Origin of the sequence: Thalassovita sp., from assembly GCF_034670005.1 — a bacterium.
GTDB lineage: Bacteria > Pseudomonadota > Alphaproteobacteria > Rhodobacterales > Rhodobacteraceae > Thalassobius.
On the sequence record NZ_JAXMOH010000002.1, the window covers coordinates 1 to 21319 of the forward strand.

Below are 21319 nucleotides of genomic sequence, written 5' to 3' on the forward strand. Positions count from 1 at the left end.
GTCCGGCAAGATCATGCGCCGGATCCTGCGCAAGATCGCCGAAAACGACTACGGCGCGCTTGGCGACACATCAACCCTCGCCGACCCTTCCGTCGTCGACGACCTCATCGAAAACAGGATGAATAAGGGGTAAGTCATGGAATCTGTTGTAAAAACGATCCCTTCCGTCCTGATCTTGCTGGGACCTCCTGGGGCCGGTAAGGGCACTCAGGCGCGGATGCTGGAGGAAGAATTCGGTTTGGTGCAGTTGTCGACTGGCGATCTTTTACGCGCCGCCGTGGCCGCTGGAACAGAAACCGGCCAGAAGGCCAAGGCGGTGATGGACGCTGGCGATCTGGTCAGCGATGACATCGTCATCGCCATCCTGCGTGACCGTCTGGGCGAACCCGATTGCGCACGTGGCGTTATCCTTGACGGGTTCCCGCGCACAACGGTGCAGGCCGAAGCGCTGGATGATCTGCTCGCGGAAACCGGGCAGAAAATCAATGCTGCGGTCAGCCTTGAGGTCGATGATGCCGCGATGGTGGCCCGGATTTCGGGCCGCTACACCTGCGCCGGGTGTGGCGAAGGCTATCACGACAGGTTCAAACAGCCACAACGCACGGGCATGTGCGACAAATGCGGCGGCGCAGATTTCAAGCGGCGGGCGGATGACAACGCCGAAACCGTTGCTCAGCGGTTGCAGGCCTATCACGCCCAGACGGCCCCTTTGATCACGTATTACGACAGTAAAGACGTGCTGCAGCGTATCGACGCGATGGGGGACATCGCAGCGATTGCGACAGATCTTACGGCCATGGTCGAAAAATCCATGACGTGAGTTCAGCCCCCGGCGGAACGGTCCGGCGGGGTTCAGGAGGAAGAGGAGGACCCGCATTATGGCGGACCACAACACACCACAAGCGTCGGATGGGGCCTATTGGGCCGCTAATCTGCGTATCATTTTTATCAGCCTGGTGATTTGGGCATTGGTTTCATTCGGGTTCGGCATTTTGCTGCGACCGGCCTTATCGGGTATTGCCGTCGGCGGAACCGATCTGGGCTTCTGGTTCGCTCAGCAGGGCAGCATCCTGGTGTTCCTGGTGCTGATCTTCAACTACGCGTGGCGCATGAACAAGCTGGACCGTGAATACGGCGTGGATGAGGAATAAGTCATGGATCAGTTTACCATCAACCTGCTGTTCGTGGGTGCGTCTTTCGCGCTTTATATCGGCATCGCGATTTGGGCCCGCGCCGGGTCCACGTCTGAATTCTACGCCGCAGGCCGTGGCGTCCACCCGGTCACCAACGGGATGGCCACGGCGGCCGACTGGATGTCGGCGGCCTCTTTTATCTCGATGGCGGGGCTCATCGCCTTTACCGGTTATGACAATTCGTCCTTCCTGATGGGGTGGACCGGCGGTTACGTGCTGCTGGCGCTGCTGCTGGCGCCTTATCTGCGCAAGTTCGGCAAATTCACCGTGTCGGAATTCATCGGCGACCGGTTCTATAGCCCGACCGCACGTTTGGTGGCGGTGGTCTGCCTTATCGTAGCCTCGACCACTTATGTGATTGGTCAGATGACCGGCGTCGGCGTTGCATTTGGCCGCTTTCTGGAAGTGGACAATACTACCGGGCTGCTGATCGGCGCTGTGATCGTGTTCGCCTATGCTGTGTTTGGCGGCATGAAAGGGGTGACCTATACTCAGGTTGCACAATATTGTGTGCTGATCCTGGCCTATACGATCCCGGCGATTTTCATCTCGTTGCAGCTGACCGGCAATCCAATCCCCGCTCTGGGTCTGTTTGGCGATCACGCTGCCAGCGGCGAGCCTTTGCTGGCCAAGCTGGATGCCATCGTCAAGGAGCTGGGCTTCAACGAATATACCGCGCATCATGCCGATACATTGAACATGGTATTGTTTACCCTTTCGCTGATGATCGGAACGGCGGGGCTGCCGCATGTGATCATGCGCTTTTTCACCGTGCCGAAAGTGGCGGATGCCCGTTGGTCGGCCGGTTGGGCGCTGGTTTTTATTGCGCTGCTGTATCTGACCGCCCCGGCGGTGGGCGCGATGGCGCGTCTCAACATCACTGAAATGATGTGGCCCAATGGCGGTATCGATGGTGGTGCGGTGACCGTTCAACAGATCGAAAACGACCAACGCTATGCCTGGATGGCAACCTGGGAAAAAACCGGTCTGTTGGGCTGGGAAGACAAGAACGGCGATGGTGCGATCCAGTACTATAACGATCAAAGCGCCGATCTACAGGCCATTGCTGCTGAAAAGGGTTGGACCGGGAACGAATTGACCAACTTCAACCGCGACATCCTTGTGTTGGCCAATCCCGAAATTGCCAACCTGCCGGGTTGGGTGATCGGTCTGGTCGCGGCTGGTGGTCTGGCCGCGGCGCTGTCGACTGCTGCCGGTCTGTTGTTGGCAATCTCGTCGGCCGTGTCGCACGATCTCATCAAAGGTTCGCTCAATCCGAACATTTCGGAAAAGGGTGAACTTATGTCGGCTCGTGTCGCCATGGCAGTCGCGATCTGTGTGGCAACCTATCTGGGGCTGAACCCCCCGGGTTTCGCGGCTCAAACCGTGGCTTTGGCGTTTGGTTTGGCGGCGGCTTCGATCTTCCCGGCTCTGATGATGGGGATCTTTTCGACCAAGATCAACAATACTGGTGCTGTGGCGGGTATGCTGGCTGGTCTGACCGTGACCTTGGTCTATATCTTCCTGCACAAGGGGTGGTTCTTCGTCCCCGACACCAACAGTTTCACAGATGCTGAGCCGCTGCTGGGAACTGTGAAGTCGACCTCGTTCGGGGCCATTGGCGCGATGATCAACTTTGCTGTGGCCTATCTGGTCGCAGGAATGACCAAGGAGACTCCGGAAGAGATCAAGGCCCTGGTTGAGAGCGTGCGCATCCCTCGTGGCGCAGGCACTGCCCAGGATCATTGATCCATGGATCGGACCTGCCTCCCCGGGTCCGATCCTAAAATCAGCATCCCGCCCGGTTTTTTTGCCGGGCGGGATGTTTCGAATTTGCCTCAATTTTTGAATGACGATGTCCGGGCCTGTCGCGGCTGACCCCGGAGAAACCGCCCGGGCGGGTTGTAGCCCGGTAGAATTGACGTAAACCTGTCCCTGCCTTCTTTTTTCGGAGCGCCCCATGCCTGCAAGCTTGCCTGATCTGCATCGCTTTCTGACCTCGGTCCATCCCTATGATGCGATCCCGGCAGAGGAGTTGGCGCGGCTCGTTGAGGCATTCGAATTGCACAAGTTTAGCGCCGGTCAGCAAGTCTATGGTTTTGGTGACGCATTGGAAGGTCTTTATCTGATCCATTCCGGCCAAATCGAAATTCGTGATGAAAACGACGTCCCGGTTTCCCTTTTGGGGGTGCGTAACAGCTTTGGCGAACGCGGGCTGATCCGCGATGGGCATGCCGCTACCACGGCGCGCGCATTGGAAGAAACCGTTTTGCTGTTGTTGCCAAAAATGGCGTTCGAAACGCTGATCGAAACCAATGATGCGGCGCGGCGGTTTTTCGACAGGTCCCGCGCGCCCCGACCCAAATCAAATGATCTGGCGACCAGCCGGGTCGAAGAACTTATGACACGAAACCCGATTTCCTGCGCTCCGGATACAACCGTGCAGCAGGCGGCGCGGATGATGCGCGATAAACGGATCGCGGCGCTTTGCGTGACCGAAGGCGACCAGCTGGTCGGGATATTGAGCGTGCGCGATCTGGCGGGGCGTGTTTTGGCGGATGCAATGGCGCTGGATACGCCTGCCAACCAGGTCATGACCGTGGGGCCTTTGACATTGCCCCCGTCCGCGATCGGATCGGACGTGCTGCATGCGATGATGGAACGCAAGATCAGTCATATACCGATTTGTGAATCCGGGCGATTGATCGGCATGGTCAGTCAGACCGATCTGACCCGGTTTCAGGCTGTGTCTTCGGGCGAACTGGTTTCGCAGATCGTCCATGCCGATACGGCAGAGGATATGGCCATTGTCACTGCCCGCATTCCTCAGTTGCTGGTGCAACTGGTCGGCGCGGGCAACCGGCATGAGGTGGTCACCCGACTGATCACCGATGTCGCCGATACCGCGACTCGCCGCTTGCTGATGCTCGCAGAAGAAAAGCTGGGTCCGCCGCCGGTGCCTTATCTGTGGCTGGCCTGCGGCAGTCAGGGACGGCAGGAACAGACCGGGGTCAGTGATCAGGACAATTGCCTGTTTTTGGACGATACGGTGACGGACGACCAGATGCCCTATTTCACGGCGTTGGCGCAGTTCGTTTGCGATGGGCTCAATACCTGCGGTTATGTCTATTGCCCGGGCGACATGATGGCGACCAATCCGAAATGGTGTCAGCCGTTACGGGTCTGGCGCGACTATTTTCATCGCTGGATCACGCAACCTGATCCAATGGCGCAGATGCTGGCCAGCGTAATGTTTGACCTGCGCCCGATTGGCGGCACGCTGTCGTTGTTTAACGATCTGCAACGGGAAACGCTGATCAAGGCCAGTGCAAATTCGATTTTCGTGGCGCATATGGTTGGCAATTCTTTGAAACATACGCCGCCATTGGGTCTTTTGCGCGGGTTTGCTACGATCCGCTCCGGAGATCACAAAAATAGCCTTGATCTGAAACACAACGGAGTGGTGCCGGTTGTCGATCTGGGCCGCATTTATGCGCTGATGGGCCAGATCGAACCGGTCAACACACGGGCACGTTTGGAACTGGCGGGCGGGGCAGGGGGGCTCAGCCTCTCAGGTGCGCGCGACCTGCTGGATGCCTATGATTTGATTGCCGAAACCCGACTGGCACATCAGGCCCGACAGGTGCGGCGCGGCGACGTGCCCGACAACTATATGGAACCGGCGGAATTGTCGGATCTGGAACGCAGCCACCTGCGCAATGCATTCGTGGTGATTAAATCGCTGCAATCGGCCTTGGGGCACAGTCGCAGCGTCGGCGGTTAACGCCGAGGGGGAGAAAAAGAGATGTTTCTGGAGCTAATAGCAACCTTTGTGGCCGGGATCGCTGCGGCGGGCGTGATGCTACTATTGAATATGGGGATGGGCGGGCGATTGCCGCGCTGGTTGATCCCGGTGGCCGCCGGGGCGGCGATGATTGTTGCCACGATATCCAACGAATATAGCTGGTATGGGCGGACAACGTCGAACCTGCCACCGGAAATCGTTGTCGCGCAGAGGGTGGAAAGTAAGGCCATCTATCGCCCATGGACCTACCTGCATCCGTTTGTGACCCGTTTCATGGCGGCCGATACCGCGTCCATTCGTACCAACGCAGCTGTGCCAGATCAGAAAATGGCCGATCTGCTGTTTTTTGGCCGCTGGGCACCGGTTCAGGCCCGGCCGGTTCTGGTGGATTGCGCCAATCGCCGTCAGGCGCCGCTGACACCCGGTGCGACCTTCGATGAGACCGGCCAGGTGACCGATGCAAACTGGTCCGCTCTCGCTACCGAGCATGGACTTTTCGAAGTGCTATGCGCCGAGGTCGACTGATGTTCCTGCAACTGAGCCTGCGCCTGCGTGTTTTCCTTTTCTTTGTTCTGGTCGCCTTTGGTGGCATCGCGGCGATTTGTGCAGGACTTTATGTCGGATATCTCAGGGCGCTGTCGGGTGATTTGCTGTCGGCTTTCGTACAGGCTGGCATAATCGCCGCGTTTGGCATTCTGGGGTTGGCGGTAGGGATCTGGCTGTTGTTCGATGAAAATGTCGCCAAACCGATTGAGCGCCTCTCGGCCCGGCTGCGGGTCGGGGCCCACGCCGGAGTGTTTGGCGGCGTGGATATCGGTGATGCGCGCTATCTCGGAGATCTGGCCCCGGCGGCCGATGCGCTATCGCGGCAATTGGCCGAGAGTACTCTCGATAGCGCGGGCGAAATCGCCAGGAAAACAGCACGGTTGCAGCAGGAAATGGAGCGTTTGACCGCGCTATTATCCGATATCCCGGTGGCGATGGTCCTGATCAATGCCCGTCACCAAATCGTGCTATATGATGCGCAATCGGCAGCGGTTCTGGGGCAAATCCACACGCCCCGACTGAATGCGTCGATTTTCGACTATTTTGAACGCACTGCCATTGAAACGGCATGGGCCAAGCTGATCAAAACCGGACAAGAGGTGGCGTTTAACGCGGACGGTGCAGAGGGCGAACAGGATTTCGAACTGAGAATGACGCCGCTGGACAACGGATCGGGTTACATGCTGATCATCGACGAAGCCCATGCGACGATAGAACCGGAAGCCGCGCGGCCTTTGATCTATGATTTCGATCTGCTGGAACAGGCTGATGGTACCTGTGCCGATGACACCCGGCTGTCAGACCTGACTTTCGTGGTGTTTGACAGTGAAACCACCGGCCTGCTGCCACACAAGGACGAAATCGTGCAGCTTGGCGCGCTGCGCGTCGTGCGCGGCAAAATCGTTCAGGGTGAAGCTCTGGATATGCTGGTGAACCCGTCGATGCCGATCCCGCCCGGGTCGACAAAGGTGCATGGGATCACGGATGCGATGGTGGCGGATGCGGCCCCGGTCGATAGCGCGGTACGGGCGTTTCACAAATTTTCCCGTGATGCAGTGATCGTCGCCCATAACGCGCCTTTCGATATGGCCTTCATGCACCGGCACGGCAATCGGCTGGGCTTGGGTTGGGATCATCCGGTGCTGGATACGGTGTTGGTTTCAGCGGTGCTGTTTGGGGCTAGCGAAAACCATACACTGGATGCGCTATGTGATCGGTTGGGGGTAGAGATCCCTGAGGCGGAGCGTCATAGCGCGTTGGGCGATGCGTGCGCCACGGCACGGGTGTTGTGCCGAATGCTGCCAATGCTGGAAGCGCGCGGTCTCGTCACCTTTGGTGATTTACTGAATGAGATGCGCAAACATGGTCGTTTGTTGAAGGACCTGAACTGAACAGGAGTTGAGCCGAAACGTGGATTTTCCCTGCTTTCGCTGCGAAGGCGATCAAAATCCGCCACAATTGGGCGTGAGAGTACTTGTCTAGTCAAAGATGAGGCAGGCAATGCAGCCCATGGTCAATGATATCATTCGCGCCCGGCACGGGCGTCTGTTCGAATTGATCCGCCAGGAAAACCTGTCGGACCAACGCCGCAGACATTGTGAAGAACCGCTGAAAGCGCCGCTGGCCGCAGCGTTGCGCCATTCCGCATGCACAAGCCTGAGCCCGTTTTCTCAGCGGACCGGCCGGGCCTGAAGTAACTTTTACAGGCTAGTCTTCTTCCGATCCGGTGTCGCCTCGAAAACCGGTGGCCACAACGAATTTTTCCGAACTGTCGGATCGCGATGCAGGCGGTTTCACATTCACCACCTTGGTGAACTTTTGCTTCAGTAGCTTTTGCAGCTCACCCTCGGCACCGCCGGCCAGAACCTTGGCGACGAAAGTGCCTCCGTCTTCCAGAACGTCGAAGGCGAAATAGGCGGCTGCTTCGCAGAGCGCGATAATGCGCAAATGGTCGGTCTGTTTGTGCCCCGAGGCCGAGGCAGCCATATCCGACATCACCACATCGGCCATACCGCCCAGCCAATCCTTGACCTGCTGGTCGGCATCGTCCTCCATGAAATCCAACTGATGGGTTTCAGCCCCGGCAATGGGTTCGACTTCCTGCAGGTCGATGCCCAGAACAGTCCCGACTTTTTTGCCCTGTTTTTCGCCCAGCGCATTGACCCGGCCTACCGCGACCTGACACCAGCCGCCGGGGGCGCAGCCCAGATCGACCACCCGCGCACCGGGTACGAGGAAACGGAACTTATCGTCCAGTTCAAGAATTTTGAATGCCGCGCGACCACGGTAGCCTTCGGCCTTGGCACGTTTGACATAAGGGTCGTTCAACTGACGCTGTAGCCAGAGGGTCGAGCTCATCTTGCGCCCGCGTGCAGTCTTGACCTTGACGGTCAGGTCGCGCTGCCCGCGCCCGGAGGTGTTTTTGGTGCTTGGTTTCTTTGCCATTGTCTCAACTATTCGTTCTAAGGGGGCCAAATGTTAAATTTCTGGCCCGGAATCAAGGTGGTTCAGGGGACGCGTCAGAACGGTCCGTCTTCCAAAACCCCGTCCGCGCTCATCTGCGCATAAAGCAACCCTTCGCGCAGACCGCGGTCGGCTACTGACAATCGGTCGGTTGGCCAGCAGCGCAGCAACGCTTGCAGGATCGCTGCACCCGACATGATCAGTGCCTGTCGGTCCTGGCCAATACGCGGATCGCGGCGGCGGCCTTGCGGGCCCAACATCAGGTAGTTGCGGATCACCTTGTCGATCTGATCCGAGGTCATGCGCAGCCCATCCACCTTGGTCCGGTCATAGCGTTTCAACCCCAGATGCGAAGCCGCCACTGTGGTCACGGTGCCGCTGGTGCCGACGATCTGAAACCCTTCGCGTATCTGTTCATTAGCATAAGGCGCAAATTCGGACAGGTTTTCTTCGAAGAACCAGCTCATCAGGGCGAAGCGGGCAGAGTCGTCTTCGACATCGCGGAACTGATCGCGCAGCGTTGCCACGCCCAGCGGAACACTGATCCAGTCGACCACCTTGGCTGCTGGAAAGGGGCTGTCGCTGGGATGGAAACCGGCATGCAGCCGCATGATCGCCCGGGGACGATCCCGATTTGGCACCGATCTCAGGTCGATCCAGACCAGTTCAGTCGATCCGCCGCCGATATCAACCACGAGCAATTGTTCGGTCTTTGTGGACACCAGTGGCGCACAAGATATCACCGCCAACCGGGCTTCTTCTTCGGGTTGGATAATTTCCAGCTGCAGGCCGGTGTCACGGCGGACCTGGCGAATGAATTCACGGGAATTCTTGGCGCGGCGGCAGGCTTCGGTGGCCACAAGCCGCATCCGCTTGACCTTGTGCCGCTTCAGCTTCTGCTGGCAAATGCGCAGTGCCTGTGTGGTGCGCGCCATCGACGCCCGGCTTAGACGGCCGGTCGTTTCCAAGCCCGATCCCAGTTGGACGGACTTGGAAAAACTATCCACCACATGAAACTGGCTGCCCTTTGGTTGGGCAATCAGCATGCGACAACTATTGGTCCCCAGATCCAGCGCGGCATAAAGCTCAGCTGTATCCGGCGGTTTCGGCGCGGGGCTCTCAACCGGTTTTGGGAATGCGCCCGCACCTTTGGGACGCTTGGGCGCCATAACAACACGCCCTCCATTTCGAGTTGCCTCCAAGGTAGTGATAACTTTGTCCTTGCGCAAGCGGCACGTCGGCAAATCTGTCACGATGCTGCATTTGGTCGCTCGACGTCGCGGGAATGTCGAAAACCGTCCTCGTACCGCAAATTGACCGGTTTAAGCATGAAGGAGAAGAACAGGAGAATCACACCGACCATGCCAGATGTCACCATCGTTTATTGGCGCGATATTCCGGCGCAAGTGATTGTCGGAAAGGGACGTCGCGGGGCCAAAAAGCCATTGGCCGAACGGTTTGAGCAAGCCATTGATCGCGCCGCAATGAAGGTGGGGGCGTCAGATACCGACAGCTATCTGGCCGAATGGCGCAAAGCGGCACCATATCCGGTTGAGGGTGATCCGGTGGAAATCGCAACGCGCGAAGCGGCGCGGCTTGAAGACGAATTTGATCAACAGCGCCTGAAGGCGTTGATCGACAATGAAGGATGGGACCGGGCGTGAGCCTTGATCCAGCAAAATTGAAGGAAACTGTGATGGCATTGCTGAATTTCCGCAGACGCGAAGAAACGTCGGCAACGACGGTCATTCCTCAGGTCGAGGCTTTGTTGCAGGGCTATTCGATCGAAGTCATGCCGCGCACGGCGGCGAAAGTGGACAATTTCCGCGATCTGTTGCCCGAGGGAACACGCGTCTATATCGCCCATATTGACGGCACCCCCATCGAAGAGATGGTGGCGACCGCCGCGCGGCTGGCTGCCGACGGTTTCAATGTGATGCCGCATTTCCCGGCGCGGATCATCAGGGACGCCGCGACGTTGTCCGACTGGATCGCCCGCTACCAGGGCGAGGCCGGAGTCAAACAGGGTTTGCTGCTGGCCGGTGGCGTTGCCGACCCGGTTGGGGAATTTGAGTCCTCGATGCAGCTTCTCGAAACCGGCCTGTTCGACAAGGCTGGGTTCGACCGGCTGCACGTGGCGGGGCATCCCGAGGGCAACAAGGATATCGATCCTGATGGCGGCGACGCGCAGGTGATGCAGGCGCTGCGCTGGAAGCAGGCGTTCAACGACCGAACAGATGCTCAGATGGCTCTGGCGACGCAGTTCTGCTTCGAGGCAAAACCGATCATCGAATGGGCCAACCGTCTACAGACCGAAGGCATCGACCTGCCAATCCATATCGGCATCGCCGGTCCGGCAAAGTTGCAAACTCTGATCAGGTTCGCCGTGGCCTGTGGTGTGGGTCCGTCGCTGAGAGTTTTGCAAAAACGTGCGATGGACGTGACCAAGCTGGTCCTGCCATATGAGCCGACCGAGGTGATCGCAGAGCTGGCTGCACACAAGGCGGCCAACCCCGATTTCAATATTGAACACGTTCATTTCTTCCCGTTGGGCGGCATCACGAGCAATGCCAACTGGGCGATCAAAAACGGCGGCGCTGCGGCGACCCCCGCCAACCAGCAAGGATAACACTATGACCCGCACCATCGTTGAATCGAAATCCAAGACCGCGATCATCGGCTTCGATCAGCCTTTCTGCGTGATCGGCGAGCGGATCAATCCCACGGGCCGCAAGAAACTGGCCGCAGAACTGGAAGCGGGCGATTATTCGACCGTCGAAAAGGACGCGCTGGCGCAGGTCGCCGCCGGGGCGACCGTTTTGGATATCAATGCGGGGGTGGTCTATAATTCGAACCCCAATCCGAATGAAACCGAACCGCCCTTGATGCGCGATCTGATCAACCTTGTGCAGGGGCTGGTCGACGTGCCGCTGTGCATCGATAGCTCGGTGCCGGCGGCTTTGGAGGCAGGTCTGGAAGCCTGTGAGGGCCGCCCGCTGTTGAATTCGGTGACGGGCGAAGAAGAGCGGCTGGAATTCGTGCTGCCGCTGGTTAAGAAATACAATGTGCCGGTGGTGGCGATCTCCAATGACGATACCGGTATTTCCGAAGACCCCGACGTGCGCTTCGCGGTGGCCAAAAAGATCGTCGAACGCGCTGCGGATTTCGGCATTCCTGCCCATGACATCGTGGTTGACCCGCTGGTGATGCCGATCGGCGCGATGGCGACGGCAGGCAATCAGGTGTTTCAGTTGGTCCGGCGATTGCGTGAAGAATTGGGGGTCAACACCACATGTGGCGCTTCGAACATTTCTTTCGGCCTGCCCAATCGGCATGGCATTAACAACGCCTTTTTGCCGATGGCAATGGGGGCGGGCATGACCAGTGCGATCATGAATCCGGTGGCTCTGCCCATTTCGCAGATGAAAATCGCCGAGAAAAAGGCGCTGATTGAAGCGACGGGCATCATCCTGCCGGCGGATATGGATGATGAAGACTTTGTGAAGATATTTGGCATGGGGTCGACCCAGCCACGTGCGGGGTCTGAAATGGAGGCGATCCGCGCGGCCAACCTGCTGACCGACAACGATCCGCATGGCGCCGCCTGGATTCGAACCAACAAGGCCCCCGAAACGCCCGGCGCCGCCGAAGGGCGTGGTCGGCGTAGCGGCGGGCGCCGTCGGCGAGCGTAAACCTTGAGATCACGGCGATATGGTGCTGTGTAAATGACGTTTGCCTGATTAACGGAAAACGCTTTTGCTTGATTTGGCTGGGGATATCAGCGCCCCCAGCGGTCGCTCTGCATTCGTGCAAGGCGGGTTCCTGTGTCGTTGCCAAGACGGTATATGCAGCAGGGGTGGCGGTTAGGGCCAGATCAGGTTCATATCCCGTGCGATCATCGCCGCATGGGTGCGGTTACGGGCCTGTAGCTTTCGGCTGAGTGTTTTAACATGCAGCTTGATCGTCACTTCCTGCACCTCCAGATCGCGGGCAATTTCTTTGTTCGCTTTGCCTTCGCAAATTCCGCGCAGCACATCCAATTCACGCGGGGTCAAATGTGGGGCATGGTCACCACCTTTTTCCGATTCCAGAAATTGTTGAGGCGTGTAGATGCCTCCGCTCAGCAAATGACGCACCGCGCTGATCAGGGTTTCCGGTGCGATCGTTTTGGGCAGAAAACCCGCAGCTCCAGAGGCCAGCGCGCGGCGCGCAGTTTCTGGCGAAGCGGTACCGGAAATGATTGCGACCGGATGGTTCGAATTTGCTTCCAGCGTATGCAGAAGCCCGTCGGGCAATGTCATGCCCGGCATGGTGAAATCAAGAAGCACCAAATCGTAGGCGCCGTTTTGATGGATCTGGTCAAGGCATTCATCAAGGCTGGAGGCTTGATCGACGCTGAATTCACCGGCATTGCGAATATAATCGGCGAGCGTTTCCCGGACGAGATCATGATCGTCCGCGATCAAAATTTTCTTCATGTGAAATGCTCCACCAATTTGCCGAAATTTGGCAATCCAAAACAGTCTTGGGACCTATGAACCTTGATAGTAATCAGATTAAGCAAAGTGAATTTACAATATCCTATGCTTAGGGATAGGGCTATAGACAGCTTAGTTTTTTCTGGTGATCTTTCGAGCACCTATGTGGAGGTACTGAACTGACATGCCACGATTCGTTTGCGCTATCCTGGCTGCCTCTGCAGCGTTAGGTATATGGGGAAGTGTTGCGGTCGCCGAAGATGCGGCCTCCAACACGTCTGAACAAGGCCAATCCGTCGCGACACAAGAACAGAAATTCGTTCTCGAGTTTCAGTATCCGGAGGCGTCCGGACAAGAGCCGGTGCGTATGACTGTGGAGGATTTGAAAAAGCTGCCCCATGCCGGGTTCGAGACCTCGACCATATGGACCGAAGGGCTTCAGACATTCGAAGGGGTTTGGCTGAAAGATTTGATCCGGCATCTGGACGTAAGCGAAGGCACGCTGGAGTTGAGCGCGCTGAATGAATATTTGATCGAGATCGAAGTCGAGGAAGTCGGCGATCTTGGTGCACTTGTCGCCTATATGCGCAATGGCAAACCGATGACGGCGCGCGATAAGGGGCCGCTATGGGTCGTGTTTCCTTATGATAGCGATGTGAAATTCCAATCCGAAACCACCTATGCCCGCAGCGTCTGGCAGTTGGATCGCATCGCGCTGCTGCAATAGGCTGTTCTGCCCGCAACATTTCTTATAGCTTTAAGGCCGTCCACACCAATGTCAGTTTTACTGGCTTCGTTGGGACGAATCTTTTTTGCTGAATTGGAAAAGGACGGTTGCATGAGCGGGCCGCGGGATTTGAGGGGTAATTTTCGCTGGGTCCACATTTTTCTGCTTTGCCTTGCCATCGGAGTAACCTTGGTGCTCTCGATCCAGCTTTGGACATTATCGGCGCAAAAGATAAGGGATTTGCGCAGCTCGCAAACGGATAACGTGGTTTGGACGCTGGGCCAGCTCGAAGTTGAGTTTTTACAGCTTGAAATAAGTCTGATAAACCTATCCGTGGCGCAGGCCGATCCCGCCGAGGCCGCGGTCGAAGTGCAGCGGCGTTTCAATGTCTATTACAGTCGGATTGAAACGCTTTGGAACAGTCCGCTTTACCGGGCTGCGCTGATTGCCTCCGGCAACATTGAAACATTAGAGAAATTAAGGGTTCAGAACGATAATCTGGCACCGCTGATTGATGTTGATAACAGTGTGTTGGCTTCCAATGCTTCGCGCCTTGCTGCCGAATATGGCGCGGTCGAAAAACTGGTGCGGCAGCTTGCCGTGCGGGGCAATGCGGTCGGAGTGGTACAGGGGCAGCAGGCGCGTGAAGAGGTAGGCCGTGTCATGCTGCGGCTGTCCATCGTGACAGTGATCCTGATGGCATCCCTGGCCATGTTGGCGGCGTTGCTTTTCCGGCTCAACCTGAAGACCGCTAAAAGTGCCAGGGAACATCAGGCTACATCGGTGCGGTTGGCCGAAGTTTTGGGTACCACGTCGGATGCGCTTATTGTGACCGACGGAAACGGTCATATAGTTGAATTCAATCACGCCGCCGAGGAACTGCTGAAAATCGAAAGGGATGCCGCGTTGGGCCAAGCTTTCGACCGTTCGTTGATGAACGAACACGGCGAATTCGCCAGTTTACCCTTTGTGTCCAGCGGCCGGATTGCTGGGCTGCAATTGCGGCTTGGATCTGCCGATGGACGGGAAATCCCGGTAGAGGTTTCTCAGGGGGTGGCTGAGGTTGGAACCAGCAAGTTCCACGTCTACTTTCTGCGCGATATCACCGAACGGAAGAACGCCGAACAGGCGTTGCGGCAATCGCGCGACAGGGCTTTGGCTGGAGAGCGGGCGAAATCCCGGTTCCTCGCGGTGATGAGCCATGAAATGCGCACCCCGCTCAATGGGATTTTGGGCGTCGTCGATCTGATGCGCGATGAGCAACATCAAACACACTACGAAATCGAACATTATCTCGATCTGCTGCAGAATTCTGGCGAGACGCTTCTCAATCATGTCAACGACGTTCTTGATATTGCCCGGTTAGAAGCGGACGAGATAACGCTGAACGAAACCAGTTTCGATTTGGATAAGCTTCTCGAACGGTCAATTGCGCCGATGAAACTTGCTGCGTCACGACGCGGGAACCGGCTTTTGCTGGAAAAACATCCTGAAAATCTGGGCTGTTTCCATGGCGATGAAAAACGATTGCACCAGGTTCTTCTTAATCTTCTTGGAAACGCGGTGAAGTTCACCGAAAACGGCGATATCACCGTTACCGTGAATGCTTCCCGGTCCAAGGGACAGGGGTCGACCAGTCTGGAAGTGCAGGTCGCTGATACCGGGGTTGGTGTGCCGGAGGACGAACAGGCGCGCATTTTCGACGACTTCGCTCGTGTTGAAGACAACAATCGGGAACAGCGCGAAGGCACCGGACTGGGGCTTGGCATTGCCCGGCGTATCATCACTGCAATGGGGGGCGAAATCGGGGTCGACAGTATCCCCGGCGAAGGCAGCGTGTTCTGGATCCGCATCGCATTGCGACCGGCGGACCCTGCCGAATTGTTGCTTTCCGACGACGACGATGTGGCACCACCGGAAAAGGCGCTATCGATTCTGATCGTCGAAGACAATCCCACCAATCGTTTCGTGCTGCGCAATTTGCTGCAGCGGGACGGCCATCAGGTGACCGAGGCCGTCAACGGCAAGGATGGGCTGGAAAGGGCGCGCGAAACGCGGTTCGATACCATCCTGATGGATATCAGCATGCCGGTCATGGGTGGGATTGAAGCCACCCGCTTGATCCGCGCTGGCGGGGCTTCTTGCGAAAGCCGGATCGTCGCGGTGACGGCCCATGTCTTTGATCAGGACACAACCGAGTTCAGCGACGCGGGAATGGATGCGGTCGTGTCCAAGCCGATCAGTCGCAGCAGCGTGCGGGCGGTGTTGACCGGCGAAGGCGGGATGGAAATGAACCGCAATGAATCTGTCTTGCTGGACCAAGCGCATCTGCGACAGGTCATTCAGAATCTGGGACCGGATAAGGGGCGCGAACTGATCAAAGATTTCTGCCGCGAAGTCCAGGAGGTATTGGCAGGGCTGGACCAAACCGATTGGCAGGTACCGGGCGATATCGCCATCAAGCTGCATCGGCTGGCCGGCACCGCGGCGATTACAGGGGCAGAGCGGTTTCGTGCCGCTCTTAACCAGATGGAAAGCAGTCTGCAAACCGGGGATGACTGTGACCTGAACAACTTGGGTCCGATTATTTCATCGCTCTGGAACGATACCCGGACCGAGCTGAAAGAGTTTCTTGCCAACGCCGATATCCCTGATCTCAACGACCAGACTATCCGAACGCAATACTCCAATTGACCAAGCCCGGTGCTCATACGCAAACGGGTGGCCGACACCAGTCGATTCTGGGGTAAAATGGCGGAGAGACAGGGATTCGAACCCTGGGTGGGCTTGCACCCACAACGGTTTTCGAGACCGCCCCGTTCGACCACTCCGGCACCTCTCCGCGGGGGTCTGTGGAAGGTGCGTTTAATCACTCTTTGAACGGGTGGCAAGGGCGTTTCGTCCGAAATGCGAAACTTTTTCAGACCGGGTCTTGAAGGAGTGTAGCCGCCGCAGATCGTGGCGCTGGATCGCGGTTTTGCCCGGGAGGAGGCGGCATGGACCGGTACTGTCCCGGTTGTGGGGTTGTCGCAAAATTTTTGCCCCACGCTTGAGCAAGCCTGCCACCTGCGCTAGGTTTTGAGGACCAGGAGCGCCAAGCAAAGGATCGTCGCGTGTTTCGATCCGCCCGCCCCATCCCGTCTGGAGGATCGATGCGTAAATTTCTGATTGCATTTAGCCTTTTGGTTCTGACCGCACACTCTGCCGCCGCTGCAACGCGGGCTCAAATCGACGCATTGTTCGACCTGTTGTCGATGGATGCGATGTTTGAGGTAATGCGTGATGAAGGTCTCGCTTATAGTGATGAACTGGCCGACGAAATGCTGCCCGGGGGCACCGGGCCGGGCTGGCAGGGCATTGCACGGCGCATTCATGACCCTGAGAAGATGCGGATGATCGTAAAAGCCGAGTTTCTGGCAAGTTTCGGAGATGCAGATGCCGCGCCGCTGCTGGAGTTTTTTGCCAGTGAGACCGGTCAGCGGATCGTGGAGCTGGAAGTGCAGACCCGTCGCGCTTTCCTGAACGATGCCATCAGTGATCAGGCCTTAGAAGCGTTTCATGATCGACAGGAACCTTATGATCCTCATCTGCGAGCGATCTCGGACTATATCGAGGCCAATCAGTTGGTCGAATATAACGTGTCGGGCGCTTTGAATTCCAATTTCATGTTCTATCGCGGGTTGGTCGAAGGCGATGCCTTTGCCATGACCGAAGAGGATATTTTGCGCGAGGTCTGGACCGGTGAAGACGCGACCCGTGCCGATACTCGTGACTGGCTCTATTCTTTCCTGATGGTTGCCTATGCGCCGTTAAGCGTTGAAACAATCGGAGCCTATGTCGAGTTGTCAAAAACCGCCGAAGGGCAGGCGCTGAACCGGGCGTTGTTTGCCGGGTTTGACGAGATGTACAAGGCAATCTCCCTGTCGCTTGGAATGGCGCTGGCGCGACAGATGCAGGGGGAAACTCTGTAAAGTGCCAGAACCAATTCGCAGGTCGGGCGATGTCGCGGCTGTTGGGTGTGAAACTTCGGAAATCCCGCTCAAAATGCCTTGACTTCCCGGCATGAACCGACAATAAGCCCGCAACTCGGGTAGGGGTTTCTCTGCCCTTGTTTGTTTTAATGACTGTCTGACAAGACGCGCTGTTCTCGGTGGCCTATGCCGAAACTCCCATGACTGGGGACCAAAGAACGCGGTAAAAATGAAGGAAAAGCAAATGTTTGCGGTCCTAAAAACCGGCGGCAAGCAGTACAAGGTTCAATCGGGCGATCTGCTCCGCGTTGAAAAGTTGGCTGCCGATGCAGGTGAAAAAATCCAATTCAATGAAATTCTGATGCTGGGCGGGGACGATATGGTCGTCGGCGCGCCTCTGGTTGATGGTGCTGCGGTCCAGGCCGAAGTTGTCGATCAGATCAAAGGCGAGAAGCTGATCCACTTCGTCAAGCGTCGCCGGAAGCACAGCTCGAAGCGCACCAAGGGTCACCGTCAGCAGCTGACGCTGATCAAGATCACCGACATCCTGGCCTCGGGCGCGGATGCGTCGGGCGTCAAGGCTGCCATCGGTGCCGGTTCGGTTTCGTCTTCTGCGGCTCCTGCCGCTGCCAAGCCCGCCAAGAAAGCTGCTGCCAAGGCCGAAGCGCCGGCCGCCGCTGCGGGCGGTGACGACCTGACCACCATCACCGGTGTCGGTCCGGCCGCCGCCAAGAAGCTGGCCGAAGCCGGCATCACCACTTTTGCACAGCTGGCTGCTGTTGACGTCGACACGTTCGAAGTCAAAGTCAAACCCGAATGGGTTGAGCAGGCCAACGAGCTGGCGAAGTAAGATAGGTTAAAGGAGACACCCCATGGCACATAAAAAAGCTGGCGGTTCATCCCGTAACGGTCGCGACTCAGCCGGTCGCCGCCTTGGCGTCAAGCTCTTCGGTGGCCAAGCAGCCATTCCGGGCAACATCATCGCGCGTCAGCGCGGCACCAAGTGGTGGCCGGGTGAAGGCGTTGGCATGGGCAAGGATCACACGATCTTTGCGACCATCGAAGGCAAGGTGACTTTCCACAAGGGCCTCAAGGGGCGCACCTTTATTTCGGTAATGCCAGCCGCGGAGGCAGCCGAGTAAGCCGATCGTTTCGGATGACGAAATTGGGGGATCGGCTAAGATGCCGGTCCCCTTTTCCGTTTTAAAGACTTATGGCTGAAAGGTATTTTGCGGCAGCCGCACGAAAGAGTGAGCAACGAACGATCTTGTGTCAGATCGTACCATTGCCATCTGTTTGACATCTCGACGATCTATTTTGGCGTTCCAATCGGTTGGAGGAACCGGGGCAGCACCGGGTAGGTCGGTGATTAATATTCGGAGGAGTATGTTTATGATGCTCGAAACTGTGCCGCAGCAGGCGGTCATTGAAACGGAACGGTTCGATCTGCGCCCGTTGCGCAAGTCGGATAAAGGATTGATCGAAATGCATGGGGGTGACAAGCGCGTTGCCCGCTTTACCCGGTCAATTCCGCATCCGCTGCCACCCGGAGCCGCCGACGCTTTCATTGCCCGCGCATTGTCGGCCGAGCGTAGCGAAGATGTTTGGGCCATCGATGGCACCAAATCGAATGGTGGCGAATTGATGGGAATTATCTCATTGGAACACATGGATCGCGATCAGTCGCAGATCGGTTACTGGGTGGCACCGCCCTATTGGAATACCGGCATCGCGTCAGAAGCGGTCACCGCCCTGATTGAAGCCAATCCGCAGAACTGCAATACGCTGTTTGCTGAAGTGTTTCAGGACAACGCAGCTTCGGCCCGGGTGCTGACCAATTGCGGTTTTGAATATCTGGGTGATGCCGAAACTTTTTCGGTTGCCCGCAATGCCAAGGTTGCAACCTGGACCTATAGCTGCCGACTGGATTAAGCAAAGACCGGATTGAGCATCCCCGGGCCTTTGCGATAGGAGAGACGTATGAAATTTCTTGATCTCGCAAAGGTCTATATTCGTTCGGGTTCCGGCGGGAATGGCTGTGTCAGCTTCCGCCGCGAGAAGTACATCGAATATGGCGGCCCCGATGGCGGCGATGGCGGCACTGGCGGCTCGGTCTGGGCCGAGGCGGTCGATGGCCTCAATACGCTTATTGATTTTCGCTATCAGCAACATTTCTTTGCCAATAACGGAATTCCCGGAATGGGGCGGCAACGCACCGGTGCGGACGGTGACGATATCGTCCTGCGGGTGCCGGTGGGAACTGAAATCCTTGATGAAGACGAAGAAACCCTGATCGCCGACATGACCGAAATCGGTCAGCGCGTGTTGCTGGCCAAGGGCGGCAATGGCGGCTGGGGCAACCTGCATTTTAAAAGCTCGACAAATCAGGCGCCGCGCCGGGCCAATCCGGGTCAGGAAGGGGTTGAACGGACCCTTTGGCTGCGGCTGAAGCTGATCGCCGATGTCGGCCTATTAGGTTTGCCCAACGCCGGAAAGTCGACCTTTTTGGCCGCCACATCGAATGCAAGACCGAAGATCGCCGATTATCCCTTCACGACCCTGCATCCCAATCTGGGCGTGGTGGGCATCGACGGGGTGGAATTTGTCGTCGCCGATATTCCCGGCCTGATCGAAGGCGCCAGCGAAGGCCGCGGATTGGGGGATCTGTTCCTCGGCCATGTCGAGCGCTGTTCGGTGCTGTTGCATCTGGTCGATGGCAGCTCGGGCACGTTGATCGAGGATTACCATACCATCATTGGTGAATTGGAAGCCTATGGCGGGGCCTTGGCCGACAAGCCACGGGTGACGGTGCTGAACAAAATCGACACAATGGATGAAGAAGAACGCGATTTCCTGAAGTCCGAGCTGGAAGAGGCGTGCGGTCGTCCTGTTTTGTTGATGTCAGGGGTATCAGGTGAAGGAACCGATACCGTGTTGCGCGCGCTTCGGGCACAGATCGACGATGATCGTCTGCGCCACAAAGAACCCGAGGAAGAGGACGAAACGTGGCATCCCTGAGCCAGGCACAACGGGTTGTTATTAAAATCGGTTCGGCGCTTCTGGTGGATCGTCAGACCGGTCAGTTGCGCGCCGATTGGCTGCGCGGATTGGCTGAGGATCTAGACTGGCTGAAAGGGCTGGGGTTGGATGTGGTTCTGGTGTCCTCGGGCTCCATCGCTTTGGGTCGCGGTGTGCTTGGGCTGCCAGCCAGCGAACTGCCGCTGGAACAAGCGCAGGCTGCCGCCGCCGTCGGGCAAATCCGTCTGGCCCGCGCCTATGAAGAAGTGCTTGCGCCGCATGGGATTACCACCGCGCAGGTGTTGGTGACACTGGAAGACAGCGCAGACCGCCGCCGGTATCTGAACAGCCGTGCCACGCTGGAAACGCTGATCAGGCTCGGCGTGGTACCGATTGTGAACGAAAACGACACCATTGCGACCGATGAAATCCGCTATGGCGACAATGACCGACTGGCCGCGCAGGTCGCCGTGACGGTGGGGGCGGATCAGTTGATTTTGCTGTCGGATGTCGATGGGTTCTATTCCGCAAATCCGCAGACCGATCCGACCGCCCGACGGTATGATGTGATCGACATTATAACGCCAGAGATCGAATCTATGGCGGGCGATGCCGGATCTGGCCTGTCCAAGGGTGGCATGAAAACCAAACTGATGGCTGCCAAGACCGCCACCGGTGCGGGCTGCGCAATGGCGATCACCGAAGGGTCGGTTCTGCGTCCGCTGCAAGCGCTGGAAAATGGTGCCAATGCGACATGGTTCAGTGCGCATGGCAACCCGCATGAGGCCCGCAAGGGCTGGATCGCGGCAATGAAGCCAAAAGGCGAGGTTGTCTTGGATGCCGGAGCCGTGGCGGCGTTGAAATCCGGCAACAGCCTGCTGCCGGCAGGTGTTTCCGGCGTGACCGGCGTGTTTGGTCGTGGCGATCCGGTGGCGATCCTGGGGCCTGATGGGGCCAGACTGGGGCAGGGGCTCGCGCGTTATACCGCACAGGAAGCCTTTACCATCAAGGGTCACCGGTCCGATGAAATCGAAGCGCTTTTGGGCTATCCAGGCCGCGCTGCGCTGATCCACCGTGATGATATGGCGCTTTGATCGGGCGCCATGATAGAACAGACG

The 21319-nt window shown here is 57.5% G+C and carries 21 protein-coding genes and 1 tRNA gene; 18 read left to right on the top strand and 4 right to left on the bottom strand.

What is annotated here, in order from left to right:
• The first annotated feature begins 136 nt into the window (after positions 1–136).
• The 7 genes from VOI23_RS03905 (at position 137) to VOI23_RS03935 (ending at position 7236) form a co-directional block, all read left to right on the top strand.
• Entirely contained in the window at positions 137–820 is a 684-nt protein-coding gene (locus VOI23_RS03905) for an adenylate kinase (protein WP_323781879.1), read from the top strand.
• A gap of 58 nt (positions 821–878) precedes the next feature.
• Positions 879–1151 carry a DUF4212 domain-containing protein gene (locus tag VOI23_RS03910; protein ID WP_323781881.1) on the top strand — a complete coding sequence of 91 codons (273 nt, stop codon included), beginning with the start codon at positions 879–881 and terminating at the stop codon, positions 1149–1151.
• Positions 1152–1154: 3 nt separating this feature from the next.
• Complete coding sequence (locus VOI23_RS03915; RefSeq protein ID WP_323781884.1) at positions 1155–2942, top strand: sodium:solute symporter family protein; 1788 nt, start codon at positions 1155–1157, stop codon at positions 2940–2942.
• A gap of 211 nt (positions 2943–3153) precedes the next feature.
• Positions 3154–4977 (top strand): DUF294 nucleotidyltransferase-like domain-containing protein, encoded by a 1824-nt coding sequence (locus VOI23_RS03920; protein ID WP_323781887.1) that lies wholly within the window; start codon positions 3154–3156, stop codon positions 4975–4977.
• 21 nt (positions 4978–4998) lie between these two features.
• Positions 4999–5523, top strand: coding sequence for a hypothetical protein (locus tag VOI23_RS03925; protein ID WP_323781890.1), 525 nt, complete (start codon positions 4999–5001; stop codon positions 5521–5523).
• The gene (locus VOI23_RS03930) at positions 5523–6935 is read left to right on the top strand and encodes an exonuclease domain-containing protein (protein ID WP_323781892.1); all 1413 of its coding nucleotides are present in this window, start codon (positions 5523–5525) and stop codon (positions 6933–6935) included. Before VOI23_RS03925 ends, VOI23_RS03930 begins: the two co-directional genes overlap by 1 nt.
• Positions 6936–7044: 109 nt before the next feature.
• Complete coding sequence (locus tag VOI23_RS03935) at positions 7045–7236, top strand: hypothetical protein (protein WP_323781896.1); 192 nt, start codon at positions 7045–7047, stop codon at positions 7234–7236.
• A 15-nt stretch (positions 7237–7251) separates the two neighbouring features.
• On the opposite strand, the gene VOI23_RS03940 is transcribed toward VOI23_RS03935, so the two are convergent.
• A complete protein-coding gene (locus VOI23_RS03940) occupies positions 7252–7989 on the bottom strand; it encodes an RlmE family RNA methyltransferase (RefSeq protein ID WP_323781899.1) in 738 nt (245 codons plus the stop codon).
• A gap of 74 nt (positions 7990–8063) precedes the next feature.
• Positions 8064–9176: a Ppx/GppA phosphatase family protein gene (locus VOI23_RS03945; RefSeq protein ID WP_323781902.1), complete on the bottom strand. Its 1113-nt coding sequence runs from the start codon at positions 9174–9176 to the stop codon at positions 8064–8066.
• A gap of 192 nt (positions 9177–9368) precedes the next feature.
• On the opposite strand from VOI23_RS03945, the gene VOI23_RS03950 reads away from it, so the two are divergent.
• The 3 genes from VOI23_RS03950 to VOI23_RS03960 are packed head-to-tail and all read left to right on the top strand — an operon-like array spanning position 9369 to position 11699.
• Positions 9369–9671 carry a virulence factor gene (locus VOI23_RS03950; protein ID WP_323781905.1) on the top strand — a complete coding sequence of 101 codons (303 nt, stop codon included), beginning with the start codon at positions 9369–9371 and terminating at the stop codon, positions 9669–9671.
• Between the two features lie 32 nt (positions 9672–9703).
• Entirely contained in the window at positions 9704–10636 is a 933-nt protein-coding gene (locus VOI23_RS03955; RefSeq protein WP_323781907.1) for a methylenetetrahydrofolate reductase, read from the top strand.
• A gap of 4 nt (positions 10637–10640) precedes the next feature.
• Positions 10641–11699 carry a methyltetrahydrofolate cobalamin methyltransferase gene (locus VOI23_RS03960; RefSeq protein ID WP_323781910.1) on the top strand — a complete coding sequence of 353 codons (1059 nt, stop codon included), beginning with the start codon at positions 10641–10643 and terminating at the stop codon, positions 11697–11699.
• 171 nt (positions 11700–11870) lie between these two features.
• Here VOI23_RS03960 and VOI23_RS03965 read toward each other — a convergent pair whose 3' ends face one another.
• The gene (locus VOI23_RS03965) at positions 11871–12485 is read right to left on the bottom strand and encodes a response regulator transcription factor (RefSeq protein ID WP_323781913.1); all 615 of its coding nucleotides are present in this window, start codon (positions 12483–12485) and stop codon (positions 11871–11873) included.
• Positions 12486–12846: 361 nt separating this feature from the next.
• On the opposite strand from VOI23_RS03965, the gene VOI23_RS03970 reads away from it, so the two are divergent.
• Positions 12847–13212: an oxidoreductase gene (locus VOI23_RS03970; protein ID WP_323781918.1), complete on the top strand. Its 366-nt coding sequence runs from the start codon at positions 12847–12849 to the stop codon at positions 13210–13212.
• 240 nt (positions 13213–13452) lie between these two features.
• Complete coding sequence (locus tag VOI23_RS03975) at positions 13453–15906, top strand: ATP-binding protein (RefSeq protein WP_323781921.1); 2454 nt, start codon at positions 13453–13455, stop codon at positions 15904–15906.
• Positions 15907–15964: 58 nt separating this feature from the next.
• Here VOI23_RS03975 and VOI23_RS03980 read toward each other — a convergent pair.
• Positions 15965–16054 (bottom strand) — tRNA-Ser (locus VOI23_RS03980).
• A gap of 310 nt (positions 16055–16364) precedes the next feature.
• Here VOI23_RS03980 and VOI23_RS03985 point away from each other — a divergent pair.
• From VOI23_RS03985 to proB, 6 genes are all read left to right on the top strand, one after another.
• Positions 16365–17183, top strand: coding sequence for a hypothetical protein (locus VOI23_RS03985; protein ID WP_323781924.1), 819 nt, complete (start codon positions 16365–16367; stop codon positions 17181–17183).
• Positions 17184–17427: 244 nt separating this feature from the next.
• Complete coding sequence (locus VOI23_RS03990; protein ID WP_323781926.1) at positions 17428–18033, top strand: 50S ribosomal protein L21; 606 nt, start codon at positions 17428–17430, stop codon at positions 18031–18033.
• A 22-nt stretch (positions 18034–18055) separates the two neighbouring features.
• On the top strand, positions 18056–18325 hold the full coding sequence (gene rpmA, locus VOI23_RS03995) for a 50S ribosomal protein L27 (RefSeq protein WP_058260937.1): 270 nt from the start codon (positions 18056–18058) through the stop codon (positions 18323–18325).
• Between the two features lie 250 nt (positions 18326–18575).
• Positions 18576–19115, top strand: a complete 540-nt coding sequence (locus VOI23_RS04000; protein WP_323781931.1) for a GNAT family N-acetyltransferase — start codon at positions 18576–18578, stop codon at positions 19113–19115.
• Positions 19116–19163: 48 nt separating this feature from the next.
• Positions 19164–20201 carry a GTPase ObgE gene (gene obgE, locus VOI23_RS04005; RefSeq protein ID WP_323781934.1) on the top strand — a complete coding sequence of 346 codons (1038 nt, stop codon included), beginning with the start codon at positions 19164–19166 and terminating at the stop codon, positions 20199–20201.
• Complete coding sequence (gene proB, locus VOI23_RS04010) at positions 20189–21295, top strand: glutamate 5-kinase (protein WP_323781937.1); 1107 nt, start codon at positions 20189–20191, stop codon at positions 21293–21295. Before obgE ends, proB begins: the two co-directional genes overlap by 13 nt.
• The last annotated feature ends 24 nt before the right edge of the window (positions 21296–21319 follow it).

Excerpts from the sequence above, each read along its gene's own strand:
- VOI23_RS03905 (WP_323781879.1), top strand. The coding sequence starts at position 137 with ATGGAATCTGTTGTAAAAACGATCCCTTCCGTCCTGATCTTGCTGGGA.
- VOI23_RS03910 (WP_323781881.1), top strand. The coding sequence starts at position 879 with ATGGCGGACCACAACACACCACAAGCGTCGGATGGGGCCTATTGGGCC.
- VOI23_RS03915 (WP_323781884.1), top strand. The coding sequence starts at position 1,155 with ATGGATCAGTTTACCATCAACCTGCTGTTCGTGGGTGCGTCTTTCGCG.
- VOI23_RS03920 (WP_323781887.1), top strand. The coding sequence starts at position 3,154 with ATGCCTGCAAGCTTGCCTGATCTGCATCGCTTTCTGACCTCGGTCCAT.
- VOI23_RS03925 (WP_323781890.1), top strand. The coding sequence starts at position 4,999 with ATGTTTCTGGAGCTAATAGCAACCTTTGTGGCCGGGATCGCTGCGGCG.
- VOI23_RS03930 (WP_323781892.1), top strand. The coding sequence starts at position 5,523 with ATGTTCCTGCAACTGAGCCTGCGCCTGCGTGTTTTCCTTTTCTTTGTT.
- VOI23_RS03935 (WP_323781896.1), top strand. The coding sequence starts at position 7,045 with ATGCAGCCCATGGTCAATGATATCATTCGCGCCCGGCACGGGCGTCTG.
- VOI23_RS03940 (WP_323781899.1), bottom strand. The coding sequence starts at position 7,989 with ATGGCAAAGAAACCAAGCACCAAAAACACCTCCGGGCGCGGGCAGCGC.
- VOI23_RS03945 (WP_323781902.1), bottom strand. The coding sequence starts at position 9,176 with ATGGCGCCCAAGCGTCCCAAAGGTGCGGGCGCATTCCCAAAACCGGTT.
- VOI23_RS03950 (WP_323781905.1), top strand. The coding sequence starts at position 9,369 with ATGCCAGATGTCACCATCGTTTATTGGCGCGATATTCCGGCGCAAGTG.
- VOI23_RS03955 (WP_323781907.1), top strand. The coding sequence starts at position 9,704 with ATGGCATTGCTGAATTTCCGCAGACGCGAAGAAACGTCGGCAACGACG.
- VOI23_RS03960 (WP_323781910.1), top strand. The coding sequence starts at position 10,641 with ATGACCCGCACCATCGTTGAATCGAAATCCAAGACCGCGATCATCGGC.
- VOI23_RS03965 (WP_323781913.1), bottom strand. The coding sequence starts at position 12,485 with ATGAAGAAAATTTTGATCGCGGACGATCATGATCTCGTCCGGGAAACG.
- VOI23_RS03985 (WP_323781924.1), top strand. The coding sequence starts at position 16,365 with ATGCGTAAATTTCTGATTGCATTTAGCCTTTTGGTTCTGACCGCACAC.
- VOI23_RS03990 (WP_323781926.1), top strand. The coding sequence starts at position 17,428 with ATGTTTGCGGTCCTAAAAACCGGCGGCAAGCAGTACAAGGTTCAATCG.
- rpmA (WP_058260937.1), top strand. The coding sequence starts at position 18,056 with ATGGCACATAAAAAAGCTGGCGGTTCATCCCGTAACGGTCGCGACTCA.
- VOI23_RS04000 (WP_323781931.1), top strand. The coding sequence starts at position 18,576 with ATGATGCTCGAAACTGTGCCGCAGCAGGCGGTCATTGAAACGGAACGG.
- obgE (WP_323781934.1), top strand. The coding sequence starts at position 19,164 with ATGAAATTTCTTGATCTCGCAAAGGTCTATATTCGTTCGGGTTCCGGC.